Raw genomic sequence first — 25,218 nt, 5'->3', positions numbered from 1 at the left:
CCGCATCAGGCCGCCGCGCGGCCCAGCACCACTTCGAATACGAAGCGCGAGCCCACGTAGGCCAGCAGCAGCAGCGCTGCCCCCACGTACAGCCAGCGCGTGGCACGCCGCCCGCGCCATCCCTGGCGATGCCGGCCGATCAGCAGCGCCGCCACCACCGCCCAGCCCAGCAGCGAGAACACCGTCTTGTGGTTGAAGCGGAACGGCGCCGCCGTCATCACGCCCAGCACCAGCGCGGCGGTGAGCACCACGAACCCCGCCTCGACGAAGCGGAACGTCAGGCGCTCGAGCCGCAGCAGCGGCATGCCCATCGGGCCCGCGCCGGCCGCCCGGCCCGGCAGACCGACCTGGCCCGAGGCGGTGGCCAGCAGACCGGCACGCGAACGCATCGCACGCTCGGCCGAATCCAGCATCGTGGCGTGCAGCACCGCCGCGCCGAACAGGCCGTACGAGGCCACGCCCAGCACCCAGTGCAGCGGCGCCCACGGGCTGGCCAGCACATGCACCTCGCCCGGAAAGGCCCAGGCCAGCAGCACCGCGGCAGCACCCACCACGGCCAGCGCGCGGCGCACCGCGGGCAGCGGCACGAGGCGGCTTTCCACCGCATGCACGGCCAGCACCAGCCACACGCTGAGCGACAGCACCGGCCCGAAGCCCAGGCGCGCGCCCGGCGTCTCGCGGCCCCAGCCGCCCACATCGAGCACCAGCAGCACCGCGTGCAGCAGCCAGCCAGCCACCAGGGCGGGGGCCGGCAGCCGCGCGGTGCCACCCGCCACCGGTGCGGGCAGCGCCGCCACGGCATAGGCGAACACGGCCACCAGCGCCAGCGCCAGTGGCGCCACGCCCAGGCTGGCCGTGGGGGCGAACGGTAGAATCATCGCAACGAGTGTACTTTCGCGGCCGTGCTCCCACGGCCGCTTCACATTGCGCAGGGCACCCGGGGCGTCAAGCCTGGGCCGCATTGAAGATGGCCTCCACCCTTTCCGATCGCCTGTCGCGCCTCGTCAAGACGATGCGCGGCCAGGCCCGCATCACCGAGTCCAACGTGCAGGACATGCTGCGCGAGGTGCGCATGGCCCTGCTCGAGGCCGACGTGGCGCTGCCCGTGGTGCGCGACTTCATCGCCCGCGTGAAGGAGAAGGCGCTCGGCCAGGAGGTGGTGGGCTCGCTGAACCCCGGCCAGGCGCTGGTGGGCGTGGTACACAAGGAACTCGCCGCCACCATGGGCGACGGCGTGTCCGACATCAACCTGGCCACGCAGCCGCCCGCCATCATCCTGATGGCCGGCCTGCAGGGCGCCGGCAAGACCACCACCACCGGCAAGCTGACCAAGCACCTGATCGAGCGCCGCAAGAAGAAGGTGCTCACCGTCTCGGCCGACGTCTACCGCCCCGCTGCCATCGAGCAGCTCAAGACGGTGACGAAGCAGGCCGGTGGCGAGTGGTTCCCGTCCGCGCCCGACCAGAAGCCGCACGACATCGCGCTGGCCGCCATCGACCACGCCCGGCGCCACTACTTCGATGTGCTGATCGTCGACACCGCCGGCCGCCTGGCGATCGACGAGGCGCTGATGGCCGAGATCCGCGACCTGCACGCCACGCTCAAGCCGGTGGAGACGCTGTTCGTCGTCGACGCCATGCAGGGCCAGGACGCGATCAACACCGCCAAGGCCTTCAAGGAAGCGCTGCCGCTGACCGGCATCGTGCTGACCAAGATGGACGGCGACTCGCGCGGCGGTGCGGCGCTGAGCGTGCGGCAGATCACCGGCGCGCCGATCAAGTTCGCCGGCGTGTCCGAGAAGATCGACGGCCTGGAGGCCTTCGACGCCGAGCGCCATGCCGGCCGCGTGCTGGGCATGGGCGACATCGTGGCCCTGGTCGAGGAAGTGACCAAGGGCGTGGACCTGGCGGCGGCGCAGAAGCTGGCCGAGAAGGTCAAGTCGGGCGACGGCTTCGACCTCAACGACTTCCTGGCCCAGCTGAGCCAGATGAAAAAGATGGGCGGTCTGGGCAGCCTGATGGACAAGTTGCCGGCGCAGATGGCCGCCAAGGCCGGTCAGGCCGACATGGACAAGGCCGAGAAGGACATGCGCCGCATGGAGGGCATCCTGAACGCCATGACGGCCAAGGAACGCGCCCACCCCGCCCTGCTGATGGACGGCAAGAGCAAGGCCAGCCGCAAGCGCCGCATCGCCGCCGGTGCCGGCGTGCAGATCCAGGAAGTCAACCGCCTGCTGAACCAGTTCGACCAGATGCAGGGGATGATGAAGAAGATGAAGGGCGGCGGCCTGATGAAGATGATGAAGCGGCTGGGCGGCATGAAAGGTCTCATGCCTCCTGGAATGGGCTGACGCCCTATTCCAGCAGCGCCTTCGCGAACTCGCGCGCGCTGAAGGTCTGCAGGTCTTCCAGCTTCTCGCCCACGCCGATGAAGTAGACCGGCACCGGCCGTTCGCGCGCGATGGCCGCCAGCACGCCGCCCTTGGCCGTGCCGTCGAGCTTGGTGACGATCAGGCCGGTGAGTTGCAGCGCATCGTCGAAGGCCTTGACCTGGGTCAGCGCGTTCTGGCCGGTGTTGCCGTCCACCACCAGCAGCACCTCGTGCGGCGCCGTGGCGTCGGCCTTGGCGATCACGCGCTTGATCTTCTTCAGCTCCTCCATCAGGTGCAGCTGCGTGGGCAGGCGGCCGGCGGTGTCGACGATCACCACGTCGCGGCCGCGGGCCTTGGCGGCTGACACAGCATCGAAGCTCACCGCCGCAGGGTCGGCGCCCTCCTGGCTGACGATCTCGACCTTGTTGCGGTCGGCCCAGACCCCCAGCTGCTCGCGCGCGGCAGCGCGGAAGGTGTCGGCTGCGGCCAGCAGCACGCGCTGGTCGGCATCGGCCAGGTGCTTGGTGAGCTTGCCGATGCTGGTGGTCTTGCCGGCGCCGTTGACGCCCACCACCATCATCACGGTGGGCTCGTAGCGGCCCACTTCCAGGCCCTTTTCCAACGGCGCCAGCAGGTCGGCCACGGCATCGGCTAGCAGACCCTTGACGCGCGCCGGATCGGTGGCCTTGGCCTCCTTGACGCGGCGCTTCAGGTCGGCCAGCAGGAATTCGGTGGCCTTGACGCCGGTGTCGGCCATCAGCAGCGCGGCCTCCAGCTCCTCGTACAGCGCCTCGTCGATCTGCGTGCCGGTGAACACCTGGGCGATCGACGAGCCGGTCTTGCGCAGGCCGTTGCGCAGCTTGTCCAGCCAGCTCTGGCGCGAGGGCGCCGGGGGCTCGGCCACCGCGGCTGGCGCTGGCGCCGGCACGGGGGCGGGCACCGGCGCGGGCGGCGGCGGTGCGGGCTGGGCGACCATCGTCGGCGCTGGTTGCGGCGCTGGTTGCGGTGCGGGCGCTGGGGACAACGCGGATACGACCGGTGCGACCGGCGCGGGCGCCACTGGCGGCGCGGCCACCGGCGCTGGCGCTGGCGGAGGCGGCGCTGGTGGCGGCGCGTCAGGCAACCCGGCGCCGGCGGGCACCACGTGGGCCGGCGGCTCGGCAGCAGGCGCCGGTGCGGCCACGGGCGTGATGGCCGGCGCAACCTCTGGCGCCAAGCCGGTGGCCGGCGTGGCTGCCGGCAACTCGGCGGCTACCGGGGTGGCCTGGGGGGCGGCCACCGGCGCCGCCTCGGGCTCGCCGCTGCGGCCGGTGAGCTTGCCCACCGCCTGCTTCCACCACGAGCCACCGCCCTCGGCAGGCGCAGCGGGTACGGCAGGCGCGGCCGTCGGCGCCTCAGGGGCCGCGGCCGGTGCAGCGGTGGGCGCCTCGGCCGGGGCCGGCGCGGGCTTTTTCTTGAAGAAGCTGAACATGAAGATGGAAATTTGCGCCGGGGCTTGTCAACAGGCCAAACCTCTGGCTAGAATCGCGGGCTCTTGGCGCTTTAGCTCAGTCGGTTAGAGCGACGGAATCATAATCCGCAGGTCCGGGGTTCGAGTCCCTGAAGCGCCACCAAAACAAAAAAAAGCCCGCTGCCAACGCAGCGGGCTTTTTGCTTTGTGGGGCTGGTTGACCGCCTCGGCGCTGACCAGGCGACCCGAGGCGACCGCAGCCGCCACAGGGTCCACCATCACGCCGTCGGGAACGGCAGCTGCCGCGGCGCCTGGCCGGTCAGCGCAGCGATGGCGTTGGCGAAGGCCGGCGCCAGCGGCGGCAAGCCGGGCTCGCCCATGCCGGTGGGCGGATCGGCGCTGGGCACCACGTGCACCGCCACCTGCGGCATCTCGGTGATGCGCGGCAGCATGAACTCGTGGAAGTTGTGCTGATCCACCACGCCGTCCTTCAACGTCACCGCGTGGCCGGGCAGGCACATGGCCAGGCCCATCAGCGCGGCACCCTGCACCTGCGTCTCCACGGTGCGCGGGTTCACCACCAGATTGCAATGCACGCCGGCCGTCACGCTGTGCAGCACCGGCTTGCCGTCCTTCAGCGAGGCCTCGACCACATAGGCCACCACGGTTTCGAAGGATTCATGCACCGCCACGCCCCAGGCGCGGCCGGCGGGCAGGCTGCGCTTGCCATAGCCGCTCTGGTCCACCGCCAGCTGCAGCGCATCGCGGTGGCGTGGGTGCCTGGCGCCGAACTGGGCCAGGCGGTAGGCCACCGGGTCCTGCTTGGTCCGGCGGGCGATCTCGTCGATCAGCGTCTCCATCACGTAGGCCGTGTGGGTGCTGCCCACGCTGCGCCACCACAGCACCGGCACGTTCACCTGCGGGTGGTGCACGGTCAGGCGCATCGGGATGTCATAGGGCTCACGCAGGCCCTCCACGGCCGTGCCGTCGATGCCGTTCTTCACCAGCATGGCCTCGAAAAAAGTGCCCTTCAGGATCGACTGACCCACCAGCACATGGTCCCAGGCCAGCACCTTGCCCTGGGCGTCGATGCCGATGCGGGCGCGGTGCAGGTGCATCGGACGGTAATAGCCGCCGGCGATGTCGTCCTCGCGGCTCCACACGGTGCGCACCGGGCCGGCCAGACCGGCGCTGCGCGCTGCGCGGGCGATGCCGCAGGCCTCGACCACGTACTCGCTGGTCGGGATGGCGCGCCGGCCGAAGCCGCCACCAGCCATCTGCACATGCACGCGCACCTGCTCGGGCTTCAGGCCCAGCACCTTGGACGCCGCCATGCCATCCAGTCCGGGCATCTGGCTGCCCACCCACAGCTGGGCGCCGTCGTCCGCCAGTTGCACGGTGCAGTTCAGCGGCTCCATCGGCGCATGCGCCAGGTACGGGAACTGGAACTCGGCCTCGATGGTGTGGGCCGCGCCGGCCAGCGGCGCCATGTCGGCGTCGAAGTGGCGCGGGCCCGGCTGGGCCGCCAGCGCGCGGTATTGCGCCAGCTGCCTGGCGCTGTCGACCTTCTCGACACCGTCGGTCGCCCAGTCGATCTTCAGCGCGGCGCGGCCCTGGGTGGCAGGCCAGTAGCCGTCGGCAATCACCGCCACGCCTTCGGCGCCGCGGTCCAGCGGCACGCGCAGCACGGCCTTCACGCCCTTCACCTGGCGCGCGGCCGCGTCGTCCAGCCGCGCCACCTTGGCACCGAACACCGGCGGGCGCGCCACCACCGCGGTCAGTTGGCCGGGCAGGCGCGTGTCGATGCCGTAGGCCTGCTGGCCGCTGCTCTTGGCGCGCGCATCCAGCCGCGTGGTGGGCTGGCCGATCAGGCGGAACTGCTTGGCGTCCTTCAGCACCACCTTCTCGGGCACGGGTTGGCGTGCGGCATCCGCGGCCAGTTCGCCATAGCCGGCACGCCGGCCGTCGCGGGCGATCACCACGCCGGGTTCGGTGCGCAGCGTGGCCGCATCCACCTGCCAGCGCTGGGCGGCGGCGGCCAGCAGCATGGCGCGCGCCCGGGCACCCAGCTCACGGTACTGCTGGAAGCTGTGCTTGATGGCCGTGGAGCCGCCGGTGATGTGCATGCCGAAGCGCGGGTCGGCATAGGCCGGGTGGTTGCTGCCGTGGCGGCTGCTCACGCGCGCCCAGTCGGCATCCAGTTCCTCGGCCAGCACCATGGGCAACGCGGTCTGCACGCCCTGGCCGAAGTCCAGCCGGTTGATGGTGACCGTGACCGTTCCGTCGGGCGCGATCTGCACGAAGGCCGAGGGCTGATCGGTGGGCTTGAGCCCAGCCGCCGGGCCCGCGCCCTGGGCCGCGGCGCCCAGCGGCAGCACGCCCAGCGCCAGGCCGCCGGCACCGGTCAGCTTCAGGAAGCTGCGGCGCGGCAGCGGGGGCAGCACGGCATCGCCCGCGTCGGCGGCGGTGCCTCGGTCCAGCAGGCGGCGCAGGCCCGCGGGCAGTTCACCACGCAGCGCGTCGGGCAGTTGGTCGAAATCGGTTCCGGGAATCATCGTGTCGCCTCCAGGTTCAGGCCAGGGCGCGCGCGGCGTCGGCCACGGCGGCGCGGATGCGTGCATAGGTGCCGCAGCGGCACAGGTTGCCGGCCATCGCGGCGTCGATCTCGGCGACGGTGGGCTGCTGGCCCTTGGGCAGCGACTTCAGAAAGGCCGTGGCGCTCATGATCTGGCCGCTCTGGCAGTAGCCGCACTGGGCCACGTCGTGCTTCACCCAGGCGTCGCGCACGGCGGCGCCGACACGGTCGTCGCCGGCGGTGACGGCCTCGATGGTGGTGATGGCCTGGCCTTCGGCGGCGGCGATCGGCGTCACGCAGGAGCGGATGGCCTGGCCGTTCAGGTGCACGGTGCAGGCGCCGCACTGCGCGGCGCCGCAGCCGAACTTGGTGCCCTGCAGGCCCAGCGTGTCACGCAGGGCCCACAGGATCGGGGTGGCAGGGTCGATGTCGACCGGCGTGGCGCGGCCGTTGACGTTCAGGACTGGCATGGCGGGTTTCGGGCAAGCAGGCAGACATGGGGGCCCGCGGCGGCGGCAGGCCGGCGGGGACAGGCCGGCAGTGTCGCCACGCCACCACGCGCCGGGTGGCCAAAAACTGCGCGATGCTTGCCTGAAGCTCCGGCGCGCAACCCCTTCGGGCAAGCGGCGCTGGGCAGGATCGCGCGCGCGGCCCTAGCATCGCGCCATGCCCGCCGCCCGCCTCGCCAGCCCCGCCCGCGTCACGCCACCGCCTGTCGCCGGCTCGACCGCTCGGCCGGTCGCCGCCGATGCGCTACAGCCGCTGCGCCAACGCCTGGGCGATGCGCTGCAGGCCACCGCGCCGGGGCCGGGCCTGTACCCGCATCCGCAGCTCGATGGCGTGATGCTGTTCACCGCGCACCAGCCCGGCGGCCTGCTGTGCGGCATCTACGAGCCCAGCGTGGCCGTCATCCTGCAGGGCCGCAAGCGCGTGATGCTGGGCGACGAGACGCTGGAATACGACCCCTCGCGCTACCTGCTGTCGACGATGGACCTGCCGGCCACCTCGACCATCGTCGATGCCAGCGCGGCCAGCCCGTATGTGTCGCTGGCGCTGCGGCTGGACCTGCGCGAGATGGCGGCGCTGATGGTCGAGGGTGCGCCCACCGCCGGCACGCCGGCTGCGGCGGCGGACAGCGACATCCGCGAGGGCCGTGCGATGGCCACCGGCCGCATCGACGCTGCCCTGCTCGACGCCTTCTGCCGCCTGCTGGAGCTGCCGCAGCGCCCCGAGGCCATGCCGCTGCTGGAGCCGCTGGTGCGGCGCGAGATCCACATCCTGCTGCTCACCGGCGAGCAGGGCTGGCGCCTGCGCCAGCTGGTTCACCGCGGCGCACAGACGCACCCGGTGGCGCGCGCCGTGCGCGTGCTGCGCGAGCGCTTCCACGAGCCGCTGCGCGTGGACGACCTGGCGCGCGAGGCGCGCATGAGCGTGTCCACCTTCCATCACCACTTCAAGGCGCTCACGGCGATGAGCCCGCTGCAGTACCAGAAGCAGCTGCGCCTGACCGAGGCCCGCCGCCTGATGCTGGCCGACCGGGTGGAGGCCGCCACCGCCGCGTACCGCGTGGGTTACGAGAGCCCGTCGCAGTTCAGCCGCGAGTACAGCCGGCTGTTCGGCGCGCCGCCGATGCGCGACATCGCCGAGCTGCGCGCGGCGTCCTGAGCACCCACCGGGCCGTGGCGCTGGAGCGGCACCGGTAGAATGCCGCCCTCCCCCACAGCCCCTGGATCTACACCATGCCCTGCTGTGTCAACCGGCGCCACGCGTCGGTGGCGGCCTGCGCCGCCCTGACGCTGTGCACCCTGCTCGCGGCCACCCCGGCCGGTGCGCAGATGGCCCGCAACTTCCCCGCCACCGCGCTGCGCGGCACGCTGCAGATCACGCAGCCACCCGAAGCCCTGCTGAACGGCCAGAGCGCACGCCTGGCACCCGGCGCCCGCATCCGCGACATGCAGAACATGCAGCATGTCTCGGGCCGTTTTGCCGGCGAGACGCTGACGGTGAACTACACGCTCGAGCCCGGCACCGGCCTGGTGAAGGATGTGTGGATCCTGCGCGCCGACGAGGCCGCCAAGAAGCCCTGGCCCACCACCGCCGCCGAAGCCGCCAAGTGGACCTTCGACCCGCTGGCTCAAATCTGGACAAAACCATGACCACAACAGACGCAGACGCGGGTGGGCCGAGCGCCGGGCCGCTCCCAAGCCGGCCCGCCATCCCCGTGGGGGATCGGTCGACGACCCCGTCGAACGAGGGGCAGACAGGTAAGAAGGTCTACATCCGCAGCTTCGGCTGCCAGATGAACGAATACGACGCCGACAAGATGGTCGACGTGATGCGCGCGGCCGAAGGCTACGAGCCCACCAGCGATCCCGAGCAGGCCGACCTGATCCTGTTCAACACCTGCTCGATCCGCGAGAAGGCACAGGAGAAGGTGTTCTCCGACCTCGGCCGCGTCAAGCACCTGAAGGCCAAGGGCGTGATGATCGGCGTGGGCGGCTGCGTGGCCAGCCAGGAAGGCGCGGCCATCATCGAACGTGCGCCCTACGTGGATGTGGTGTTCGGCCCGCAGACCCTGCACCGCCTGCCCGAGCTGCTGCAGCGCCGGCGCGATGCCGCGCGGCCGCAGGTGGACATCAGCTTCCCCGAGATCGAGAAGTTCGATCACCTGCCGCCGGCCCGGGTGGAGGGCTCGTCGGCCTTCGTGTCGATCATGGAAGGCTGCAGCAAGTACTGCAGCTACTGCGTGGTGCCCTACACCCGCGGCGAGGAAATCCACCGCCCCTTCGACGATGTGCTGGTGGAAGTGGCCGGCCTGGCCGACCAGGGCGTGAAGGAAGTGACGCTGCTGGGCCAGAACGTCAACGCCTACCGCGGCCGCATGGGTGACACCAGCGAGATCGCCGATTTCGCGTTGCTGCTGGAGTACGTGCACGAGATCCCCGGCATCGAGCGCATCCGCTACACCACCAGCCACCCGAATGAATTCACGCAGCGCCTGGTGGATGCCTACGGCCGCCTGCCCAAGCTGGTGAACCACCTGCACCTGCCGGTGCAGCATGGCTCCGACCGCATCCTGATGGCCATGAAGCGCGGCTACACGGTGCTGGAGTACAAGAGCATCATCCGCAGGCTGCGCGCGGTGCGGCCCGACATCAGCCTGAGCACTGACTTCATCGTGGGCTACCCCGGCGAGACCGAGGACGACCATGCCAAGAGCTTGAAGCTGATCGAGGACATCGGCTACGACGCGAGCTTCAGCTTCGTGTTCAGCCCGCGCCCCGGCACGCCGGCCGCCAACCTGCACGACGACACGCCGCAAGAGCTGAAGCTGGCCCGCCTGCAGCAGCTGCAGGCGTTACTGGAAACGAACGTGCAGCGCATCAGCGCCAGCCGCGTGGGCACGGTGCAGAACATCCTGGTGGAAGGCCCCAGCCGCAAGAACGCTGCCGAGCTGATGGGCCGTACCGAGTGCAACCGCATCGTCAACTTCGACGGCGGCCCGCACAGCGCGCGCCTGGTGGGCCAGCTGATCGACGTGACCATCACCGAGGCGCGGCCGCATTCGCTGCGCGCCGAGGTGGTGACGCAGCCGCACAGGGTCAGCGCCTGAAGAAACCCCGCCACCACAGCGCGGCGGCGGTGGCCAGCACCAGCGCCGCGTAGGTGGCCATGCGGCCATCGCGGCCAAACACGGCCAGTCCGGCCAGCGTCACCCCCGCACCGGCACCGGACACCCACTGCGCCAGCACGCGCCAGGGCACGGCGGCCAGCTCGCGGCGCCACAGCAGCTTGGCCAGGCTGGGCGCGATCAGGCCCAGGCCGATGGCCGGGCCGAACAGGTTGAGCAGGTGCCAGAAGGCGTCGATCGGTCCCATGCAGTTTTCTGGCCGGTGGCCGATAAGCTCGAAAGTGCCCGCAAGGGCCCGGGTCAGAACCGGGCGCCTTGCTTGACTCACATCAAGCCAGTGCCGCCCACACCCCGCCCATCGGGGCCCCGCGGCAAAGCCCGGGATTCTAGAATCGCGCCCCATGAGCGTTTTCACGGTCGGCCTGAACCACACCACCGCGCCGCTGGATCTGCGCGGCCGGTTTGCGTTCGCGCCTGACCAGCTGCCGCCGGCGCTGCAGGCCCTGCGCCAGCGCCTGGTGCGCCAGACGCCCGAGGTGGCCCTGCTGTCCACCTGCAACCGCACCGAGCTGTATGTGGCCGCCGATGCCGCCGAGGTGCCGCAGCTGGTGGCGCCCACGATCGAATGGCTGGCCGGCCATGGCCAGGTCACACCCGAGCAACTGCGCCACCACACCTATGTGCGCGAGCACCGCGACGCCGCGCGCCATGCCTTCCGCGTGGCCGCGGGCCTGGATTCGATGGTGCTGGGCGAGCCGCAGATCCTGGGGCAGATGAAGCAGGCGGTGCGCGAGGCCGATGCCGCCGGCACGCTGGGCACCACGCTGCACCAGCTGTTCCAGCGCAGCTTCTCGGTGGCCAAGGACGTGCGCACCAGCACCGAGATCGGCAGCCACAGCATCAGCATGGCGGCGGCCTCGGTGCGGCTGGCAGCGCAGCTGTTCGAAGACCTGCGCGACATCAAGGTGCTGTTCGTCGGCGCCGGCGAGATGATCGAGCTGGTGGCCACGCACTTCGCGGCGCGTGCGCCCAAGGGCCTGGCGATCGCCAACCGCACGCTCGAGCGCGGCGAGAAGCTGGCCAGCCGCTTCGGCGCCGAGGCGCTGCGCCTGGCCGACCTGCCGCAGCGCCTGCACGAGTACGACGCCATCGTCTCCTGCACCGCCAGCACGCTGCCGATCATCGGCATGGGCGCGGTGAAAAGCGCGCTGAAGGCGCGCCGCCACCGCCCGATGTTCATGGTGGATCTGGCCGTGCCGCGCGACATCGAGCCCGAGGTGGCCACGCTGTCCGACGTGTACCTGTACACCGTGGACGACCTGTCGGCGCTGGTGCAGTCGGCCGGCGAGCGCCGCCAGGCCGCCGTGGCCCAGGCCGAGGCCATCATCGATGCCGGCGTGCAGAGCTTCACCCACTGGCTGGAGCAGCGCGCCACGGTGCCGCTGATCCAGGCGCTGCAAGCCCAGGCCGATGACTGGCGCGCTGGCGAGATCGCCCGCGCACGCAAGCTGCTAGCCAAGGGCGCCGACATCGACACCGTGCTCGAAGCCCTGTCACGCGGCCTCACGCAAAAGCTGCTGCACGGCGCCATGGCCGAACTGCACGGCAGCGACGGTGACGCCCGCCAGCAGGTGGCGCAGACCGTCTCGCGCCTGTTCCTGCGCAACACGCCGCGCAACCCGGCGGGCAGCGACGGCAGCCAGCGTTAGCGGCGCTCGCGCTGCCGCTTCGTGCCCGGCGCGCCTTGCGCCCGGCCGCCTGACCCGCCCCTGCCCTTCCCCCGTTTGCGCCCCGGCGCCGCACCCGCGGCGCCCCCTCCCATGGACCTGCTGCTCGTCTCGCTCGCCTCGCTGCTGGCCGGCGCCATCGATGCCATCGTTGGCGGCGGTGGCCTGATCCTGGTGCCGGCGCTGTTCGCCACCTTTCCCACCGCACCACCGGCCACGCTGCTGGGCACCAACAAGTCGGCCTCGGTGTGGGGCACGCTGATGGCCACGCGCCAGTACCTGCAGCGCGTGCAGCTGCGCTGGCGCACCTGGGCACCGGCGATGGCCGCGGCACTGGCCGGTGGCCTGGGCGGCGCCTGGGCGGTCAGCGTGGTCGACCCCGGCTTCCTGCGCAAGAGCTTGCCCTTCGTGCTGGGCGCGGTGCTGGCCTACACGCTGGCCAACAAGCACCTGGGGCGCGAGCACCGGCCGCTGGTCAGCGCGACGCACGAGCGGCTGTGGGCCTGCGGCATCGGCGCCGTGGTGGGCGCGTACGACGGCTTCTTCGGCCCCGGCACCGGCAGCTTCTTCATCTTCCTGTTCGTGCGCGTGCTGGGCTACGACTTCCTGCACGCCTCGGCCGCCGCCAAGCTGCTGAACCTGGCCACCAATGCCGCGGCGCTGGCGCTGTTCACCGCCAAGGGCCATGTCTGGTGGCACCTGGGCCTGCCGATGGCCGTGGCCAACGTGGCCGGCAGCTTCATGGGCAGCCGCCTGGCCTTGAAGCACGGCGCCGGCTTCGTGCGTGGCGTGTTCGTGGTGGTGGTCAGCGCGCTGATCCTGAAGACCGCCCGCGACGCGTTCTTTGCCTGACCCGAGGGACCCGACATGACCCCCGCCCTGCGCCAGCAGCTCGAACGATTGACCATGCGCCTGGCCGAGCTCGACGCCCACCTGGCCGACCCCGCCCTGGGCCAGGACATCGCCCGCTATCGCGCCGTGGCGCGCGAGCAGGCCGAGGCCGCCGAGCTGGTGGGCCGCTGGAACGCCTTCCAGCAGGCCGAGGCCGACCTGGCCACCGCGCGCGAGCTGCTGGCCGATCCCGAGGCCGCCGACATGGCCGAGATGGCGCGCGACGAGATCGCGGCTGCCGAAGCCGCCATCGCCCGCCTGGACGGCGAGCTCAAGACCCTGCTGTTGCCGAAAGACCCCGACGACGCGCGCAACGCCTTCGTGGAAATCCGCGCCGGCACCGGTGGCGACGAGTCGGCCCTATTCGCCGGCGACCTGGCGCGCATGTACACCCGCTTCTGCGATGCGCGCGGCTGGCGCGTGGAGGTGATGAGCGAGAACGCGTCGGACCTGGGTGGCTACAAGGAACTGGTGCTGCGCGTGGAGGGCGACAACGTCTACGGCCAGCTCAAGTTCGAGAGCGGCGGCCACCGCGTGCAACGCGTGCCGGCCACCGAATCGCAGGGCCGCATCCACACCAGCGCCTGCACCGTGGCCGTGATGCCCGAGCCCGACGAGGCCACCGAGATCACGCTGAACCCGGCCGACCTGCGCATCGACACCTTCCGCGCCAGTGGCGCCGGCGGCCAGCACGTCAACAAGACCGATTCGGCGATCCGCGTCACCCACCTGCCCACCGGCCTGGTGGCCGAGTGCCAGGACGACCGCAGCCAGCACCGCAACAAGGCCAAGGCCCTGGCCGTGCTTCAGGCCCGGTTGCGCGACCGCGAGCGCGCCGAGCGCGAGGCCAAGGAGGCCGCCACGCGCAAGAGCCTGGTGGGCACCGGCGACCGCAGCGACCGCATCCGCACCTACAACTTCCCGCAGGGCCGGCTCACCGACCACCGCATCAACCTCACGCTGTACAAGCTGGGCCAGATCATGGAAGGCGACCTGGGCGACGTGATCACCGCGCTGCAGACGGCCCAGGCCGCCGACCAGCTGGCGGCGCTGGAGGGCGCGGCATGAGTGATGCGGCGCACTCGCCAACCGTGCGCGAGGCGCTGGCCGCCGCCGCCGCACTGGGCCTGGACCGCGTGGACGCCCAGGCGCTGCTGGGCCACGCGCTGGGCGGCAAGCCGCGCGCCTGGCTGATCGCCCACGACACCGACCCGCTGCCGCCCGAGGCCGCCGCCGCCTTCGACGGCGCCTGCCGCCAGCGCGCCGATGGCGTGCCGGTGGCCTACCTGCTGGGCGAGCGCGAGTTCCACGGCCTGGTGCTGCGGGTGACGCCCGACGTGCTGGTGCCCCGCCCCGACACCGAGACCCTGGTCGACTGGGCGCTCGAACTGCTGCCCGGCCTGGGCGCCGCACCGCGCGTGCTGGACCTGGGCACCGGCAGCGGCGCCATCGCGCTGGCCGTGGCCCACCGCCACGCCGCCGCCCAGGTGCAGGCCACCGACCTGAGCGCCGCCGCGCTGGCCGTGGCGCGTGCCAATGCGCAGCGCCTGGGCCTGGCCGTGGCCTTCGCCGAAGGCGCCTGGTGGCAGGCCGTCCCCGCCACGGCGACCTACACCCTGGTGCTCAGCAACCCGCCCTACATCGCCGGCGGCGATCCGCACCTGCCCGCGCTGCGCCACGAGCCCACGCTGGCACTCACCCCCGGCGGCGACGGGCTGGACGCCTACCGCGCCATCGTGGCCGGCGCGCCGGCCCACCTGGTGCCGGGCGGCTGGCTGCTGTTCGAGCATGGGTTCGACCAGGCCGAGGCCGTGGCCGCGCTGCTGCGCGAGGCTGGCTTCACCGACATCGCCACCCGCTGCGACATCGCGCAGCGCCCACGCTGCACCGGCGGCCGCTGGCCGGCCTGAGCGGCCGCAAAGCCGAGAAAAGCGCCCGGAACAACGGCCAGTCGGCGGCTTTCGAAATCTCCCACCGGCGGCCGTGCAGGCGTAGCATCGACTGCACACGCCACCCAAGGAGAGCCGCATGCGCACCGCCCTCTGCCTGATCTGCACCCTGGGCCTGGCTGCCCCGCTGGCAGCGCAGGAACGTGGTCTCACCGCACCGGCCGACGCGCTGGGCGGCCCCCGCCTGCAGGCCCGCCTCGAACTGGACCAGCCCGCGCTGTGGATGCTGCGCGCCACGCAGCCGCTGTCGGTGGCCTCGATGGGCGGCGGCAACGCGCAAACCCTGCGCCTGCTGGGCGACTACCAGTTCAGCACCCTGCGCCTGGGCGACACCGGTGGCCTGCGCGTGACCGGCGGCCTGCTGATCAACCTGCGCCCGGCCAGCCTGGCCGGCAACCTGGGCGGGGCCACCGACGCCACGGCCGGGCAGGCCGTGTCGGGCACCGGCTATGCCGGCGTGGGCTATGCCAGCGGCAGCGCCCGGGCCGACGGCGGCTGGGGCTTCAGCGCCGACCTGGGCCTGGCCGCCCAGGGCTTCGGCAACGCCCCGCTGGGCCGCAGCGGCAACGCCGGCTTCACGCTGGAAGCCGCGGGCCGTGACATCCGCCTGCAGCCGATGATCCGGCTGGGCGTGAACATGGCGTTCTGATCCGCCTGCGTCGGCCAGCACCGCTCAGGGGCAAAGCCGGCGCGCCGCGCGCCACGGCCCCGCTTTGCCGTATAAACCCGCATCCGCAATGAATCCGCGCCCGGTGCCCCGGGCCACACTCCCATGAGCGACGTGCAACAAAAGATCGACGGCCTGGTGAAGGGCAACCGCGTGGTGCTGTTCATGAAGGGCACCGCCCAGTTCCCGATGTGCGGCTTCTCGGGCCGCGCCGTGCAGGTGCTCAAGGCCTGCGGCGTGACCGACCTGGTCACCGTCAACGTGCTGGAAGACGAGGCCATCCGCCAGGGCATCAAGGAATACGCCGACTGGCCCACCATCCCGCAGCTCTACATCAAGGGCGAATTCGTCGGCGGCTCGGACATCATGATGGAGATGTACGAGTCGGGTGAGCTGAAGCAGTTGCTCGCCTGATCCACGGCGCACGCGCCGTGATCATCCGCTCGCCGAGGCTCGTCGTCGGCATCACCGGTGCGAGCGGTGCAGCCTACGGCGTGCGCCTGCTGCAGCGCGCGCGCGATCTCGACCTGGAAACCCACCTGGTCGTCACGCCCTCGGGCGTGTTGAGCGCCCACCACGAGCTGGGCCTGGACCGCGCCGCGCTCGAAGCCCTGGCCGACCACCACCACGCCCCCGGCGACGTGGGTGCCTGCGTGGCCTCGGGCAGCTTCGACACCGCCGCGATGGTGGTGGCGCCCTGCTCGATGAAGACGCTGGCCGCCATCGCCCACGGCTTCGGCGACAACCTGCTCACCCGCGCCGCCGACGTCACGCTGAAGGAGCGCCGCCGGCTGATCCTGCTGGTGCGCGAGACGCCGTTCAACCTGGCCCACCTGCGCAACATGACCGCCGTCACCGAGATGGGCGGCATCGTGTTCCCGCCGCTGCCGGCCTTCTACAACAAACCCGCCAGCATCGACGAGATGGTGGACGATACGGTCGAGCGCGTGCTGCAGTTGGCCGGCGTGCGCGATGCCGCGCCGCGCGCCTGGCAAGGCCTGCGCAAGTAGCCGAATCGCCTCAGACCCGCCAGCGGTCGCGGTTGGCCAGCACCGCGTTCGGGTACGGCGCCTGACCGCGGCTGCCGTTGTAGCGGCCCAGGGCCATGAACAGGTCGCCGCGCTCGGTGTCGAGGTAGTGGCGCAGGATCACGCAGCCGAAGCGCAGGTTGGTCTGCATGTGGAACAGGCGCGCCGGGTCGCCATCGCCGATCAGCCGGGCCCAGAAGGGCATCACCTGCATGTAGCCGCGCGCACCGGCGCTGCTGATGGCGTACTTGCGAAAGCCGCTTTCCACCTGCACCAGGCCCAGCACCAGGGCCGGCTCCAAGCCGGCGCGGGTGGCCTCGTACCAGAGCGTTTCGAGGAATTCCACGCGCACGTGGCCCTCGGCCTTGAAGCGCTTCAGGCGCTCGCTGGCCGCGCTCAGCCAGCGCAGGTAGGCCAGGCGGTCGTCGGTGCGCTCGAACGCCGGCCGTGGCGGCGCTGCAGCGGCGATGGCGGCGCTGAGCGCCGTGCGCACGGCGTCGGCCAGCGGCTCCTCGCGCTGCGCGCCGGCCTGCGCCGTGGCCAGCCAGGCGGCACAGGCCGCACCGGCCGTGGTGGCGAGCAGCGCCCGCCGCGCGATCATGCGCTCAGACGGGCCTTCACCAGCGCGGCGGCCTCGGCCACCGGCGTCGGCGTGGCGGCGGCCTCGCGGCGGCCCTGCACTTCCACCGTGCCAGCCTTCAGGCCGCGGTCGGAGATCACCACGCGCTGCGGCACGCCGATCAGCTCCCAGTCGGCGAACATCGCGCCGGGGCGCTCGCCGCGGTCGTCCAGCAGCACATCGACGCCGGCGGCTTGCAGCTCGGCGTACAGCGCCTCGGCCGCGGCCTTGACCTCGGCCGAGCGGTCCATGCCGATCGGGCAGATCACGGCCTGGAAGGGCGCGATGGCGGCCGGCCAGATGATGCCGCGCTCGTCGTGGTTCTGCTCGATGGCGGCGCCCAGGATGCGCGTGACGCCGATGCCGTAGCAGCCCATCTCGAACAGCGCCGGCTTGCCGGTCTCGTCCAGGAAGGTGGCGTTCATCGCCTTCGAGTACTTGGTGCCGAGATAGAACACATGGCCCACCTCGATGCCGCGCTCGATGGCCAGCACGCCCTGGCCGTCGGGCGAGGGATCGCCCTCGACGACATTGCGGATGTCGGCCACCAGGTCGGGCTCGGGCAGGTCACGCCCCCAGTTCACGCCGGTGTAGTGGAAGTCGGGCTCGTTGGCGCCGCACACCCAATCGGCCATCACGGCCACGCTGCGGTCGGCGATCACCTTCACCGGCTTCTTTAGGCCCACCGGGCCCAGGTAGCCGGGCTTGGAGCCGAAGTGCTCGTCGATCTCGGCCAGGTTGGCGAAGCGGAAGCCGTTCTTCAGCCCTTCCACCTTGCCGACCTTGACCTCGTTCATGTCGTGGTCGCCACGCAGCAGCAGCAGCCAGACGGTGGACTTGACCACTTCGCCAGCCTCGTTGAGCTCGTCGGTGGCCAGCACCAGGCTCTTCACGGTCTGCTTCAGGTCCAGCGACAGCAGCGCGGCCACATCGGCGCAGGTGCTCTTGCCGGGCGTGGGCGTCTTGGTCAGGGCCTGCGTGGCGGCGCCGCGCGGCGTGGCGGGCGCCACGGCTTCGGCCAACTCGATGTTGGCCGCGTAGTCGCTGGTGGGGCAGTAGATGATGGCGTCTTCGCCGGTCTTGGCGATGACCTGGAACTCGTGGCTCAGGTCGCCGCCGATGGCGCCGGTGTCGGCCGCCACGGCACGGTAGGTCAGGCCGAAGCGGTCGAAGATGCGCTTGTAGGCCGCGAACATCACCTCGTAGCTCTTGCCGGCGGCGGTGGCGTCACGGTCGAAGGAGTAGGCGTCCTTCATCGTGAACTCGCGGCCGCGCATGATGCCGAAGCGGGGGCGGCGCTCGTCGCGGAACTTGGTCTGGATGTGGAAGAAGTTCTTCGGCAGCTGCTTGTAGCTGCGCAGTTCCTGGCGGGCGATGTCCGTCACCACCTCTTCGCTGGTGGGCTGGATGATGAAGTCGCGGTCGTGCCGGTCCTTCACGCGCATCAGCTCGGGGCCCATCTTGTCGAAGCGGCCGGTCTCCTGCCACAGCTCGGCGGGCTGCACCACGGGCATCAGCAGTTCCACCGCGCCAGCGCGCACCATCTCGTCGCGGATGATGCTTTCCACCTTGCGGATCACGCGCAGGCCCATCGGCATGTAGTTGTAGATGCCGGCGCCCAGGCGCTTGATCATGCCCGCGCGCATCATGAGCTGGTGGCTCACCACTTCGGCGTCGGCGGGGGCTTCCTTCAGGGTGGCGATGAAGAACTGGGAGGCTTTCATGGGCGCGGTCTTGGGGCCGTGATGGAGGGCCCGTGGCCGGGCCGAGGGAGGCGCCGGACGGTGGCGAGGCTGCCACCTGCGGCGTTGCAACCGGCCGGGCAACCCATGCGGGTTAGCGAGGGTTCGCTCGCCCTGCAACGCCGGTGCAATAATGAAATCAATTCAGATATCGGGGTTTGATTATGCTCGACAGGGAAGGCTTCAGGCCCAACGTCGGCATCATCCTGCTCAACGCGCGCAACCAGGTGTTCTGGGGCAAGCGTCTGCGCACCCACTCGTGGCAGTTTCCGCAGGGTGGCATCAAGTACGGCGAGACGCCGGAGCAGGCGATGTTCCGCGAGCTCCACGAAGAAGTGGGCTTGCGGCCCGACCATGTGCGCATCATTGCCCGCACGCGTGACTGGCTGCGCTACGAGGTGCCGGATCACTTCATCCGCAAGGATGCGCGGGGCCATTACCGCGGCCAGAAGCAGATCTGGTTCCTGCTGCGCCTGATGGGGCGCGACAGCGATCTGGACCTGCGCGCCACCGACCACCCCGAGTTCGACGCCTGGCGCTGGAACGAGTACTGGGTGCCGCTGGACCTGGTGATCGAGTTCAAGCGCGACGTGTACCAGATGGCGCTCAGCGAACTGGCGCGCTTTCTGCCGCGTGTGAACCACCACAACCGCTATCTGCGCACCGGCATGCGGCCGCGTCCGCACGAGGACGGCTGGCGCCACGACGGCCACCACGACGGTCGCCATGACGGCGAGGGGCCGCAGAGCGCCCCCACCCCGCTGGACGCAGTGCACGATGGGTCGCCGAACCCGCTGCTGGCGCCCGACGAGCCGGTCATGACCGGCGCCGCGGCCTTCGACGACGCGCCGGCCCGGCCTGCGCACGCCGACGCGCGGCATGACCCCCTGGGCGACGACGCGGGCACCGAAGCCCAGCGCCGGCTCAACGGCAGCTGACCGTCGGCTGACCAGACCTCGTCCGGTGGCGCAGGCCTGGCGCCTCAGGCGCCGGCTTCGTTCCAAGGCAGCATCAGCGTCACCATCAGCAGCTTCTGGAACTCGGGCTCGAAGCGGTCGATGATGGCCTGCGGATCCGGGCACAGCCGCTCGTCGGTGATCAGCCCGAACTGCACGCCGCCGCCGTAGCTGAGGATGGACACGCCCACGCCGATGTTGCCGGAGGCCGGCACCCAGAACAGCGTCTGGCGCAGCGTGGCGCCGCAGAACGTCAGGTGCTGGCGCGGGCCGGGCACGTTGGTCATCACCGCGGTGGCCTTCTTGGCGAACAGGTTCAGCACCATGTCCTGCGCGCTCTTGACCAGCAGGCCGCTGGCCGCCAGCACGCCGAAGGCCAGCAGCGGCTGGTAGCTGCCCTTGAGCGCGCGCATGCGGGCGCGCACCGCGTACACGCGCTCGATCGGGTTCTCGATGCCGATGGGCAGCACCAGGGGCACCAGGCCGAAGCGGTTGCCCAGCTGCCAGGCCTGCTCCAGCGGGCGCAGGTTCACCGGCACCATCGCGCGGATCTCCTGACCCGCCGGGTCTTCGCCCTTGGCGCGCAGGTAGCCGCCGATGGCGCCCGACACGCAGGCCAGCAGCACGTCGTTCACCGAGCAGTTCAGGCCATGGCCGATGGCCTTGACCACGTCCAGCGGCATCGGCTCGTTCCAGGCCACCACCTTGCGGCCCATCGGGTGGCCCTTCAGCGAGGTGGGCGAGTCGTCGGCCATCAGCGCCAGCGCTGCGGTGTCGCTGAGCACCTGCACGCCCACGCGGGCCAGGTCCATGGTGCCGGCCAGCGTGTCGGTGATCGGCGCCTGCGGATTGGCCAGCAGGTCGATCGACTTGGCCATGCCGGTGCCGCCCATGCCGATGAGCTTGACGGTCAGGTCGGTGAGCGGCTTGACCAGGGTGTCGGAGAGCCAGTCGGCCTCGTGCGCGGGATCGTGCGCCGCGCCGCGCTTGCGCCGGCTGGGCGGTGCGTCGCCGCCGTCGGTGATCGAGTTGGTGACCGCGATCAGCGCGATGCCGTCGGCGATGCAGTGGTGCACCCGGATGATCAGCGCGCAGCCACCCTCGTAGTCCTCGACCAGGTGGAACTGCCACAGCGGCCGGTTGGGATCGAGCGGCGTCATCGCCAGCTCGCCGCAGCGCTGCTGCAGTGCCTGGCGCTCGCTCTGCCCGGCGCGGCGCGGCAGCACCTCGGGCACCACGTGGCGGCGGATGTCGAAGTGCGGGTCGGTCACCCAGTTGGCGCCCAGCGCGTCATGCTCCACGCGCTGGCCGAAGCGTTCGTACTTCAGCAGCCGCGAGGCGATGCGCTCGCGCACGGTGTCCAGCGTGATGGCGCGGTCGAGCAGCCAGACGCCCACGATCATCATCTGGTTGACGTCGTTGTCCATGCGCAGCCACGCCGTGTCGACACGGGACATGCGGTGGGCGGTGGTGTCGGGCACGGGCGTCTCCTGGTGTTCTTGGCGTGGACTGCAGTGGGGGCGCCGGTCTAGAGATCGGCCTGCCCGCCGTTCACCTTGCTGGGTAAGATCCACAGCGTCAAGCCCGATTTTCACCCGTTGGAGACAAGCACCATGCCCGACATCAAGGCCAAATTCGAGCAGGCCGTGGCCGAAAGCAAGACCTTGCCGGAAAAGCCCGACAACATGACCCTGCTCAAGATCTACGCGCTGTACAAGCAGGCCACTGCGGGCGACGTGGAAGGCAAGCGCCCGGGCTTCACCGACATGGTGGGCCGCGCCAAGTTCGACGCCTGGGATGCGCTGAAGGGCACCGACGCCAAGGCGGCGATGCAGCAGTACATCGACCTGATCGAAAGCCTGAAGTAACCCCGCCTGTGGCGGCCCAGGCCGCTGCCACAGCGGTAGCACCGCCAGCGGCGCCGGGTGAACGGCGCCTCGGGGCTACTTCGCCTTGCGGCCCTTGGCCGCCTTGCTGGCCGCGCCGAGCAGCGTGTCGAGGTTCTTCTCGATCTCGGCCTCGATGGTCTTGGCGAAGGCCCCCAGCAGGAAGCCCAGCTTGGCTTCCAGATCAAAGTGGTCGGCGGCCACGATCAGCCGGCCCTTCACGCCGCTGCGCGTGAACTCCACCGTGTCGCTGGTCTCGCCCTCCAGCACGGTGCATTCCATGTCGAACTTCTGCTCCACCTCCTCGGCCCAGGACCAGGCGACCTCGCGCGCCTTGGGCAGGCCGAGGGCATGGTCGCGGTGGATGTGGATGTCGGGCATGGGACGGGTCTCCGTTCGGGGCTGAGGATGCGTCAAGGGACGAGGGCGCGCAGTGTCGCGTGCCGCTCGTCGCGCGGCAAGGCGGCCAGGCCCTGCACCGCGGCGTGGAAGCGCGCGAAGTCGCGGCCCTCGCGCTCGAACAGGCGCTCGAAGGCCGGCACCAGGCCGTCGTAGCTGGCCTGCAGCGCCAGCGTGGCATTGTTGGCCTGGGCGAACCAGGTGTCGTAGCCGGTGAAGCCGGCCCAGGCCGGATGACCGCCCTGCTTGAGCTGCTCATGGGCGCTGCGCAGCGCCGCCAGGATGGCGGCCTTGGCGGCGCGCTGCTCGGCCTCGGGCCGGCCGCTGGCGTACAGCGTGCGCAACTCGGCACGGGCGCGGCGCGTCAGGGCCCGGAAATCGGCGCGGCGCTGGGCGATGGCCGGGTCTTCCGGCGGACGCCGGGCCTCGCGCTGCCAGCGCGCCAGGCCCAGCTGCTCCACCGCGGTGGCGTAGCTCTCGTTGAACTCGGTGTCGCCCGGCGCATAGGCGACCTGGTGCGCCAGCTCGTGGAACACCAGGCGCGCCAGTTCGGCCTCGCTGCCGCGCACGAAGGTGTTGAGCAGCGGATCACCACCCAGCCAGTTGGTCCAGCCCAACGTGGAATAGGCCGGCACGCCGTAGACCCAGGCTTCCCAACCCTCGCGCCGCAGGGCCTGGGCCTCCTGCTCGGCGGCCGCGCGGTCGAAGTAGCCGCGGTAGCCGGCGCAGCCCATCACCGGGTAGCACCAGGTCTTGAGCGTCAGCGACAGCTCGGGCGCGGCCACCACGTTCCACACCGCGGCGTTGCGGCCCAGATCGGCATAGCGGCGGTAGCTGGCGTTGTCGGGCAGGGCCAGCGCGCTGACGGCATAGGCGCGGATCTGCTGCGCCAGTTGCAGGCGCTCGCGCAACGCTGGCGGCGTGGCCGGGTCGGCCAGCCAGTCGTCGACCGGCCGCGCCTGGCGCAGCAGGGCCACATGGCCGCCGATGGACTGCGCGTAATAGCCCACCGAGCTGCAGCCGCTGCTGCCCAGCGCCGCGGCGGCGGCCAGCACCGCCCCCGCCACCAGCGTGGCCGTGCGGCGGCGGCGCCGCGGTGCGCCGTCGGCCTGCATCAGGTCGTGGTGGCCGGGGCCACGACCGGGGCCGCGTCGGTCGCGGTGCGGTCGGCTTCCACCTCCACCAGGCAGTCGTAGAAGGTGGGCGCACGGCCGATGTCGGTGAGCCGCTGGCTGGTGAGCTGGTTGACGTTGGTGCCGTCCAGGCCCAGCTTGCGCCACCAGATGCCCAGGCCGTTGACCACGCCGGACCGCGCCCGCGTGCTCACCGCCGCATGGCAGCGGTAGCTGCCGCGTGCGTTGAACACGCGCACCACGCTGCCATCGGCGATGCCGCGCGGCGCGGCATCGTCGGGGTGGATCTCCAGCAGCGGCCGGCCTTCGATGCTGCGCAGGCTGGTGACGTTGACGAAGGTGGAATTCAGGAAGTGCCGCGCCGGCGGCGAGATCATCGCCAGCGGGTAGCGCGCGGCCAGGTCCGGCGCACTGGCCGGGCTTTCATGCGGCGGCACATGGCGCGGCACGCCCAGGCCGGGCACCACCACGCGTGCCTTGCCGCCGGGCGTGGCGAAGCCACCATCGGCAAACGGCAGCTCGGGCACCGGCAGGCGCACCCAGCCGTCGCGCAGCAGCGCTTCGAAGTCGAGGCTGGGCAGGGCCTGGCGACAGATGGCCTCGTCGCTGTCGGCGAAGCAGGGCTCGGTGAAGCCCAGGCGCGCGGCCAGCTGGCGGAACACCTCGGTGTTGGGCCGGGCCTCGCCCACCGGTGCGATGGCCGGCTGGTTCAGCAGCGCATAGCTGTGGCCGTAGCTGCCGTGGATGTCCCAGTGCTCGAGCTGCGTGGTGGCCGGCAGCACGTAGTCGGCATGGTCGGCGGTGTCGGTGAGGAAGTGCTCCAGCACCACGGTGAACAGGTCCTCGCGCGCGAAGCCCGCGGCCACCTTGGCCGACTCGGGCGCCACCGCCACCGGGTTGCTGTTGTAGACCACCACGGCCTCGATCTTCGGGCCGAAAGCGCCCCCCTGAGGCCCGTCACCCGGGTGCAGCAGCGCATCGCCGATGGTGCTCATGTTGATGGTGCGCGGCGTGCGGCCGGCCAGCAGGTCGGGCCGCTGCAGCGCACGGTCGTCGCGCACGCGGGCGATCCAGCTGGACGAGGACAGCAGCAGGCCGCCACCGCGCTGGCGCCACGCCCCGGTCAGGCAGGGCAGCAGCGCGATCAGGCGCACCGCATTGCCGCCGCCGTGCACGCGCTGCATGCCGTAGTTCAGGCGGATGGCGGCGGGCCGCGTGCTGGCGTAGTCGTGTGCCAGCTGGCGAATCACCGCGACGTCGATGCCGCAGACCTCGGCCGCACGCTCGGGCGGCCACTGCAGCGCCTCGGCCTTCAGCGCGTCGAAGCCGTCGACATGGCGGGCGATGTAGTCGTGGTCCAGCCGGTCATGGGCGATCAGCTCGTGCATCAGCGCCAGCGCCAGCGCGCCGTCGGTGCCCGGCCGCAGGGCGATGTGCTGGTGGCACTTGTCGGCCGTCTCGGTGCGGCGCGGGTCGATGGCGATCAGCTTGGCGCCGTTGCGCTTGGCCTGCTGGGCAAAGGTCCAGAAGTGCAGGTTGCTGGCGATCGAGTTGCTGCCCCAGATCAGGATCAGCTTGGCGTGGGCGTAGTCCTCCAGGTGCATGCCCAGCTTGCCGCCGTAGGTGGCAGCCAGGGCCTCGCTGCCGGCCGAGGCGCAGATGGTGCGGTCGAGCAGCGACGCGCCCAGCTTGTGGAAGAAGCGCGCGGCCATGCTCTCGCCCTGCACCATGCCCATGGTGCCGGCGTAGCTGTAGGGCAGGATGGCTTGCGGATCACGTGCGGCGATGGTGCGCAGGCGCTGCGCGATGTCGTCGAGCGCCTCGTCCCAGCCCACCGGCTGGAACTGCCCGCTGCCCTTGGGCCCCACCCGCTTGAGCGGCGTGAGCACCCGCTCGGGGTGGTAGCTGCGCTCGGCATAGCGCGACACCTTGGTGCACAGCGCGCCATGGGTGGGCGGGTGCGCCGGGTCGCCGGCCACCCGGATCACCCGGCCGCCGCGCACCGTGACCTGCAGCGCGCAGGTGTCGGGGCAATCGTGCGGGCAGGCGCCGCGCACCAGGCGGTCGCCGGCCTCGGCGGCGGTGTCGGAGGAGGTCGCGATCAGGCTCATCCGGCGATGATGGCACAGCCCCTGTTCGGGTTGGCACGCGCCAGCGGGGCACGAATCTCGCGTTAGGCTCGCGCTCCCTGGCG

Annotated in this window: 24 protein-coding genes and 1 tRNA gene; 14 read left to right on the top strand and 11 right to left on the bottom strand. The window is 71.3% G+C overall.

All coding sequences use genetic code 11. From position 1 onward, the window contains the following. Nucleotides 1-5: 5 nt before the first annotated feature. Nucleotides 6-878 carry a cytochrome C assembly family protein gene (locus tag AACH10_RS24730; RefSeq protein ID WP_341413213.1) on the bottom strand — a complete coding sequence of 291 codons (873 nt, stop codon included), beginning with the start codon at nt 876-878 and terminating at the stop codon, nt 6-8. A gap of 89 nt (nt 879-967) precedes the next feature. Between AACH10_RS24730 and ffh the strand changes: the two genes are divergently transcribed. After that, nucleotides 968-2,350, top strand: coding sequence for a signal recognition particle protein (gene ffh, locus AACH10_RS24725; protein ID WP_341413212.1), 1,383 nt, complete (start codon nt 968-970; stop codon nt 2,348-2,350). Nucleotides 2,351-2,354: 4 nt separating this feature from the next. On the opposite strand, the gene ftsY is transcribed toward ffh, so the two are convergent. After that, nucleotides 2,355-3,614 (bottom strand): signal recognition particle-docking protein FtsY, encoded by a 1,260-nt coding sequence (gene ftsY, locus AACH10_RS24720; protein ID WP_423228663.1) that lies wholly within the window; start codon nt 3,612-3,614, stop codon nt 2,355-2,357. A 293-nt stretch (nt 3,615-3,907) separates the two neighbouring features. Here ftsY and AACH10_RS24715 point away from each other — a divergent pair. Further along, nucleotides 3,908-3,984: transfer RNA gene (locus AACH10_RS24715), tRNA-Met, on the top strand. Between the two features lie 115 nt (nt 3,985-4,099). Here AACH10_RS24715 and AACH10_RS24710 read toward each other — a convergent pair. Then, complete coding sequence (locus AACH10_RS24710) at nt 4,100-6,376, bottom strand: xanthine dehydrogenase family protein molybdopterin-binding subunit (protein ID WP_341413211.1); 2,277 nt, start codon at nt 6,374-6,376, stop codon at nt 4,100-4,102. A 16-nt stretch (nt 6,377-6,392) separates the two neighbouring features. Further along, entirely contained in the window at nt 6,393-6,866 is a 474-nt protein-coding gene (locus tag AACH10_RS24705) for a (2Fe-2S)-binding protein (protein ID WP_341413210.1), read from the bottom strand. Nucleotides 6,867-7,062: 196 nt separating this feature from the next. Here AACH10_RS24705 and AACH10_RS24700 point away from each other — a divergent pair, with 196 nt between their 5' ends. The 3 genes from AACH10_RS24700 to miaB all read left to right on the top strand — a co-directional run bounded on the left by AACH10_RS24700 (nt 7,063) and on the right by miaB (nt 10,009). Next, a complete protein-coding gene (locus AACH10_RS24700) occupies nt 7,063-8,061 on the top strand; it encodes an AraC family transcriptional regulator (protein ID WP_341413209.1) in 999 nt (332 codons plus the stop codon). Nucleotides 8,062-8,135: 74 nt separating this feature from the next. Further along, entirely contained in the window at nt 8,136-8,552 is a 417-nt protein-coding gene (locus AACH10_RS24695) for a hypothetical protein (RefSeq protein ID WP_341413208.1), read from the top strand. 65 nt (nt 8,553-8,617) lie between these two features. Then, nucleotides 8,618-10,009 (top strand): tRNA (N6-isopentenyl adenosine(37)-C2)-methylthiotransferase MiaB, encoded by a 1,392-nt coding sequence (miaB, locus tag AACH10_RS24690; protein WP_341413207.1) that lies wholly within the window; start codon nt 8,618-8,620, stop codon nt 10,007-10,009. Here the strand turns inward: miaB and AACH10_RS24685 are convergent. After that, the gene (locus AACH10_RS24685; RefSeq protein WP_341413206.1) at nt 9,999-10,274 is read right to left on the bottom strand and encodes a hypothetical protein; all 276 of its coding nucleotides are present in this window, start codon (nt 10,272-10,274) and stop codon (nt 9,999-10,001) included. The two genes, miaB and AACH10_RS24685, sit on opposite strands and share 11 nt — an antisense overlap. Before the next feature lie 154 nt (nt 10,275-10,428). Between AACH10_RS24685 and hemA the strand changes: the two genes are divergently transcribed. From hemA to AACH10_RS24650, 7 genes are all read left to right on the top strand, one after another. After that, nucleotides 10,429-11,736 (top strand): glutamyl-tRNA reductase, encoded by a 1,308-nt coding sequence (gene hemA, locus AACH10_RS24680; RefSeq protein ID WP_341413205.1) that lies wholly within the window; start codon nt 10,429-10,431, stop codon nt 11,734-11,736. 111 nt (nt 11,737-11,847) lie between these two features. After that, nucleotides 11,848-12,606 (top strand): TSUP family transporter, encoded by a 759-nt coding sequence (locus tag AACH10_RS24675; RefSeq protein WP_341413204.1) that lies wholly within the window; start codon nt 11,848-11,850, stop codon nt 12,604-12,606. A 15-nt stretch (nt 12,607-12,621) separates the two neighbouring features. Further along, nucleotides 12,622-13,713 (top strand): peptide chain release factor 1, encoded by a 1,092-nt coding sequence (gene prfA, locus AACH10_RS24670; RefSeq protein WP_341413203.1) that lies wholly within the window; start codon nt 12,622-12,624, stop codon nt 13,711-13,713. Beyond that, the gene (gene prmC, locus AACH10_RS24665; protein ID WP_341413202.1) at nt 13,710-14,555 is read left to right on the top strand and encodes a peptide chain release factor N(5)-glutamine methyltransferase; all 846 of its coding nucleotides are present in this window, start codon (nt 13,710-13,712) and stop codon (nt 14,553-14,555) included. The genes prfA and prmC overlap by 4 nt, the downstream gene beginning before the upstream one ends. Nucleotides 14,556-14,673: 118 nt before the next feature. Beyond that, nucleotides 14,674-15,243 (top strand): hypothetical protein, encoded by a 570-nt coding sequence (locus AACH10_RS24660; RefSeq protein WP_341413201.1) that lies wholly within the window; start codon nt 14,674-14,676, stop codon nt 15,241-15,243. A gap of 123 nt (nt 15,244-15,366) precedes the next feature. Beyond that, a complete protein-coding gene (gene grxD, locus AACH10_RS24655) occupies nt 15,367-15,675 on the top strand; it encodes a Grx4 family monothiol glutaredoxin (protein WP_341413200.1) in 309 nt (102 codons plus the stop codon). 23 nt (nt 15,676-15,698) lie between these two features. Next, nucleotides 15,699-16,271: a UbiX family flavin prenyltransferase gene (locus AACH10_RS24650; RefSeq protein ID WP_341413297.1), complete on the top strand. Its 573-nt coding sequence runs from the start codon at nt 15,699-15,701 to the stop codon at nt 16,269-16,271. A 10-nt stretch (nt 16,272-16,281) separates the two neighbouring features. On the opposite strand, the gene AACH10_RS24645 is transcribed toward AACH10_RS24650, so the two are convergent. Both AACH10_RS24645 and AACH10_RS24640 read right to left on the bottom strand, forming a co-directional pair. After that, nucleotides 16,282-16,890, bottom strand: a complete 609-nt coding sequence (locus AACH10_RS24645; RefSeq protein ID WP_341413199.1) for a lytic transglycosylase domain-containing protein — start codon at nt 16,888-16,890, stop codon at nt 16,282-16,284. Next, nucleotides 16,887-18,632: a proline--tRNA ligase gene (locus AACH10_RS24640; RefSeq protein ID WP_341413198.1), complete on the bottom strand. Its 1,746-nt coding sequence runs from the start codon at nt 18,630-18,632 to the stop codon at nt 16,887-16,889. Before AACH10_RS24640 ends, AACH10_RS24645 begins: the two co-directional genes overlap by 4 nt. A gap of 182 nt (nt 18,633-18,814) precedes the next feature. Between AACH10_RS24640 and AACH10_RS24635 the strand changes: the two genes are divergently transcribed. Further along, nucleotides 18,815-19,588, top strand: coding sequence for an RNA pyrophosphohydrolase (locus AACH10_RS24635; RefSeq protein WP_423228659.1), 774 nt, complete (start codon nt 18,815-18,817; stop codon nt 19,586-19,588). Nucleotides 19,589-19,632: 44 nt separating this feature from the next. Here AACH10_RS24635 and AACH10_RS24630 read toward each other — a convergent pair whose 3' ends face one another. Continuing rightward, complete coding sequence (locus AACH10_RS24630; protein ID WP_341413296.1) at nt 19,633-21,063, bottom strand: wax ester/triacylglycerol synthase family O-acyltransferase; 1,431 nt, start codon at nt 21,061-21,063, stop codon at nt 19,633-19,635. Nucleotides 21,064-21,219: 156 nt separating this feature from the next. Between AACH10_RS24630 and AACH10_RS24625 the strand changes: the two genes are divergently transcribed. Further along, nucleotides 21,220-21,474, top strand: a complete 255-nt coding sequence (locus AACH10_RS24625) for an acyl-CoA-binding protein (RefSeq protein ID WP_341413197.1) — start codon at nt 21,220-21,222, stop codon at nt 21,472-21,474. A gap of 75 nt (nt 21,475-21,549) precedes the next feature. Here AACH10_RS24625 and AACH10_RS24620 read toward each other — a convergent pair whose 3' ends face one another. Genes AACH10_RS24620 through AACH10_RS24610 form a run of 3 tightly spaced genes read right to left on the bottom strand, consistent with a single transcriptional unit; the run spans nt 21,550 to nt 25,135 of the window. Continuing rightward, nucleotides 21,550-21,873, bottom strand: coding sequence for a polyhydroxyalkanoic acid system family protein (locus tag AACH10_RS24620; RefSeq protein ID WP_341413196.1), 324 nt, complete (start codon nt 21,871-21,873; stop codon nt 21,550-21,552). A 32-nt stretch (nt 21,874-21,905) separates the two neighbouring features. Further along, nucleotides 21,906-23,006: an aminopeptidase gene (locus tag AACH10_RS24615; protein WP_341413195.1), complete on the bottom strand. Its 1,101-nt coding sequence runs from the start codon at nt 23,004-23,006 to the stop codon at nt 21,906-21,908. Continuing rightward, nucleotides 23,006-25,135, bottom strand: a complete 2,130-nt coding sequence (locus tag AACH10_RS24610; RefSeq protein ID WP_341413194.1) for a molybdopterin-containing oxidoreductase family protein — start codon at nt 25,133-25,135, stop codon at nt 23,006-23,008. The genes AACH10_RS24615 and AACH10_RS24610 overlap by 1 nt, the downstream gene beginning before the upstream one ends. Between the last annotated feature and the right edge of the window lie 83 nt (nt 25,136-25,218).

This window comes from Pseudaquabacterium inlustre, from assembly GCF_038066595.1.
Lineage (GTDB): Bacteria > Pseudomonadota > Gammaproteobacteria > Burkholderiales > Burkholderiaceae_C > Pseudaquabacterium > Pseudaquabacterium inlustre.
The sequence above is the reverse complement of the archived record's forward strand: the minus strand, read 5'-3'. Positions and strand labels throughout refer to the sequence as shown.

Bases quoted from the DNA above. Each gene is read 5' to 3' on its own strand.
- AACH10_RS24730 (WP_341413213.1), bottom strand. From the start codon at position 878: ATGATTCTACCGTTCGCCCCCACGGCCAGCCTGGGCGTGGCGCCACTG.
- ffh (WP_341413212.1), top strand. From the start codon at position 968: ATGGCCTCCACCCTTTCCGATCGCCTGTCGCGCCTCGTCAAGACGATG.
- AACH10_RS24710 (WP_341413211.1), bottom strand. From the start codon at position 6,376: ATGATTCCCGGAACCGATTTCGACCAACTGCCCGACGCGCTGCGTGGT.
- AACH10_RS24705 (WP_341413210.1), bottom strand. From the start codon at position 6,866: ATGCCAGTCCTGAACGTCAACGGCCGCGCCACGCCGGTCGACATCGAC.
- AACH10_RS24700 (WP_341413209.1), top strand. From the start codon at position 7,063: ATGCCCGCCGCCCGCCTCGCCAGCCCCGCCCGCGTCACGCCACCGCCT.
- AACH10_RS24695 (WP_341413208.1), top strand. From the start codon at position 8,136: ATGCCCTGCTGTGTCAACCGGCGCCACGCGTCGGTGGCGGCCTGCGCC.
- AACH10_RS24685 (WP_341413206.1), bottom strand. From the start codon at position 10,274: ATGGGACCGATCGACGCCTTCTGGCACCTGCTCAACCTGTTCGGCCCG.
- hemA (WP_341413205.1), top strand. From the start codon at position 10,429: ATGAGCGTTTTCACGGTCGGCCTGAACCACACCACCGCGCCGCTGGAT.
- AACH10_RS24675 (WP_341413204.1), top strand. From the start codon at position 11,848: ATGGACCTGCTGCTCGTCTCGCTCGCCTCGCTGCTGGCCGGCGCCATC.
- prfA (WP_341413203.1), top strand. From the start codon at position 12,622: ATGACCCCCGCCCTGCGCCAGCAGCTCGAACGATTGACCATGCGCCTG.
- prmC (WP_341413202.1), top strand. From the start codon at position 13,710: ATGAGTGATGCGGCGCACTCGCCAACCGTGCGCGAGGCGCTGGCCGCC.
- AACH10_RS24660 (WP_341413201.1), top strand. From the start codon at position 14,674: ATGCGCACCGCCCTCTGCCTGATCTGCACCCTGGGCCTGGCTGCCCCG.
- grxD (WP_341413200.1), top strand. From the start codon at position 15,367: ATGAGCGACGTGCAACAAAAGATCGACGGCCTGGTGAAGGGCAACCGC.
- AACH10_RS24645 (WP_341413199.1), bottom strand. From the start codon at position 16,890: ATGATCGCGCGGCGGGCGCTGCTCGCCACCACGGCCGGTGCGGCCTGT.
- AACH10_RS24640 (WP_341413198.1), bottom strand. From the start codon at position 18,632: ATGAAAGCCTCCCAGTTCTTCATCGCCACCCTGAAGGAAGCCCCCGCC.
- AACH10_RS24635 (WP_423228659.1), top strand. From the start codon at position 18,815: ATGCTCGACAGGGAAGGCTTCAGGCCCAACGTCGGCATCATCCTGCTC.
- AACH10_RS24630 (WP_341413296.1), bottom strand. From the start codon at position 21,063: ATGTCCCGTGTCGACACGGCGTGGCTGCGCATGGACAACGACGTCAAC.
- AACH10_RS24625 (WP_341413197.1), top strand. From the start codon at position 21,220: ATGCCCGACATCAAGGCCAAATTCGAGCAGGCCGTGGCCGAAAGCAAG.
- AACH10_RS24620 (WP_341413196.1), bottom strand. From the start codon at position 21,873: ATGCCCGACATCCACATCCACCGCGACCATGCCCTCGGCCTGCCCAAG.
- AACH10_RS24615 (WP_341413195.1), bottom strand. From the start codon at position 23,006: ATGCAGGCCGACGGCGCACCGCGGCGCCGCCGCCGCACGGCCACGCTG.
- AACH10_RS24610 (WP_341413194.1), bottom strand. From the start codon at position 25,135: ATGAGCCTGATCGCGACCTCCTCCGACACCGCCGCCGAGGCCGGCGAC.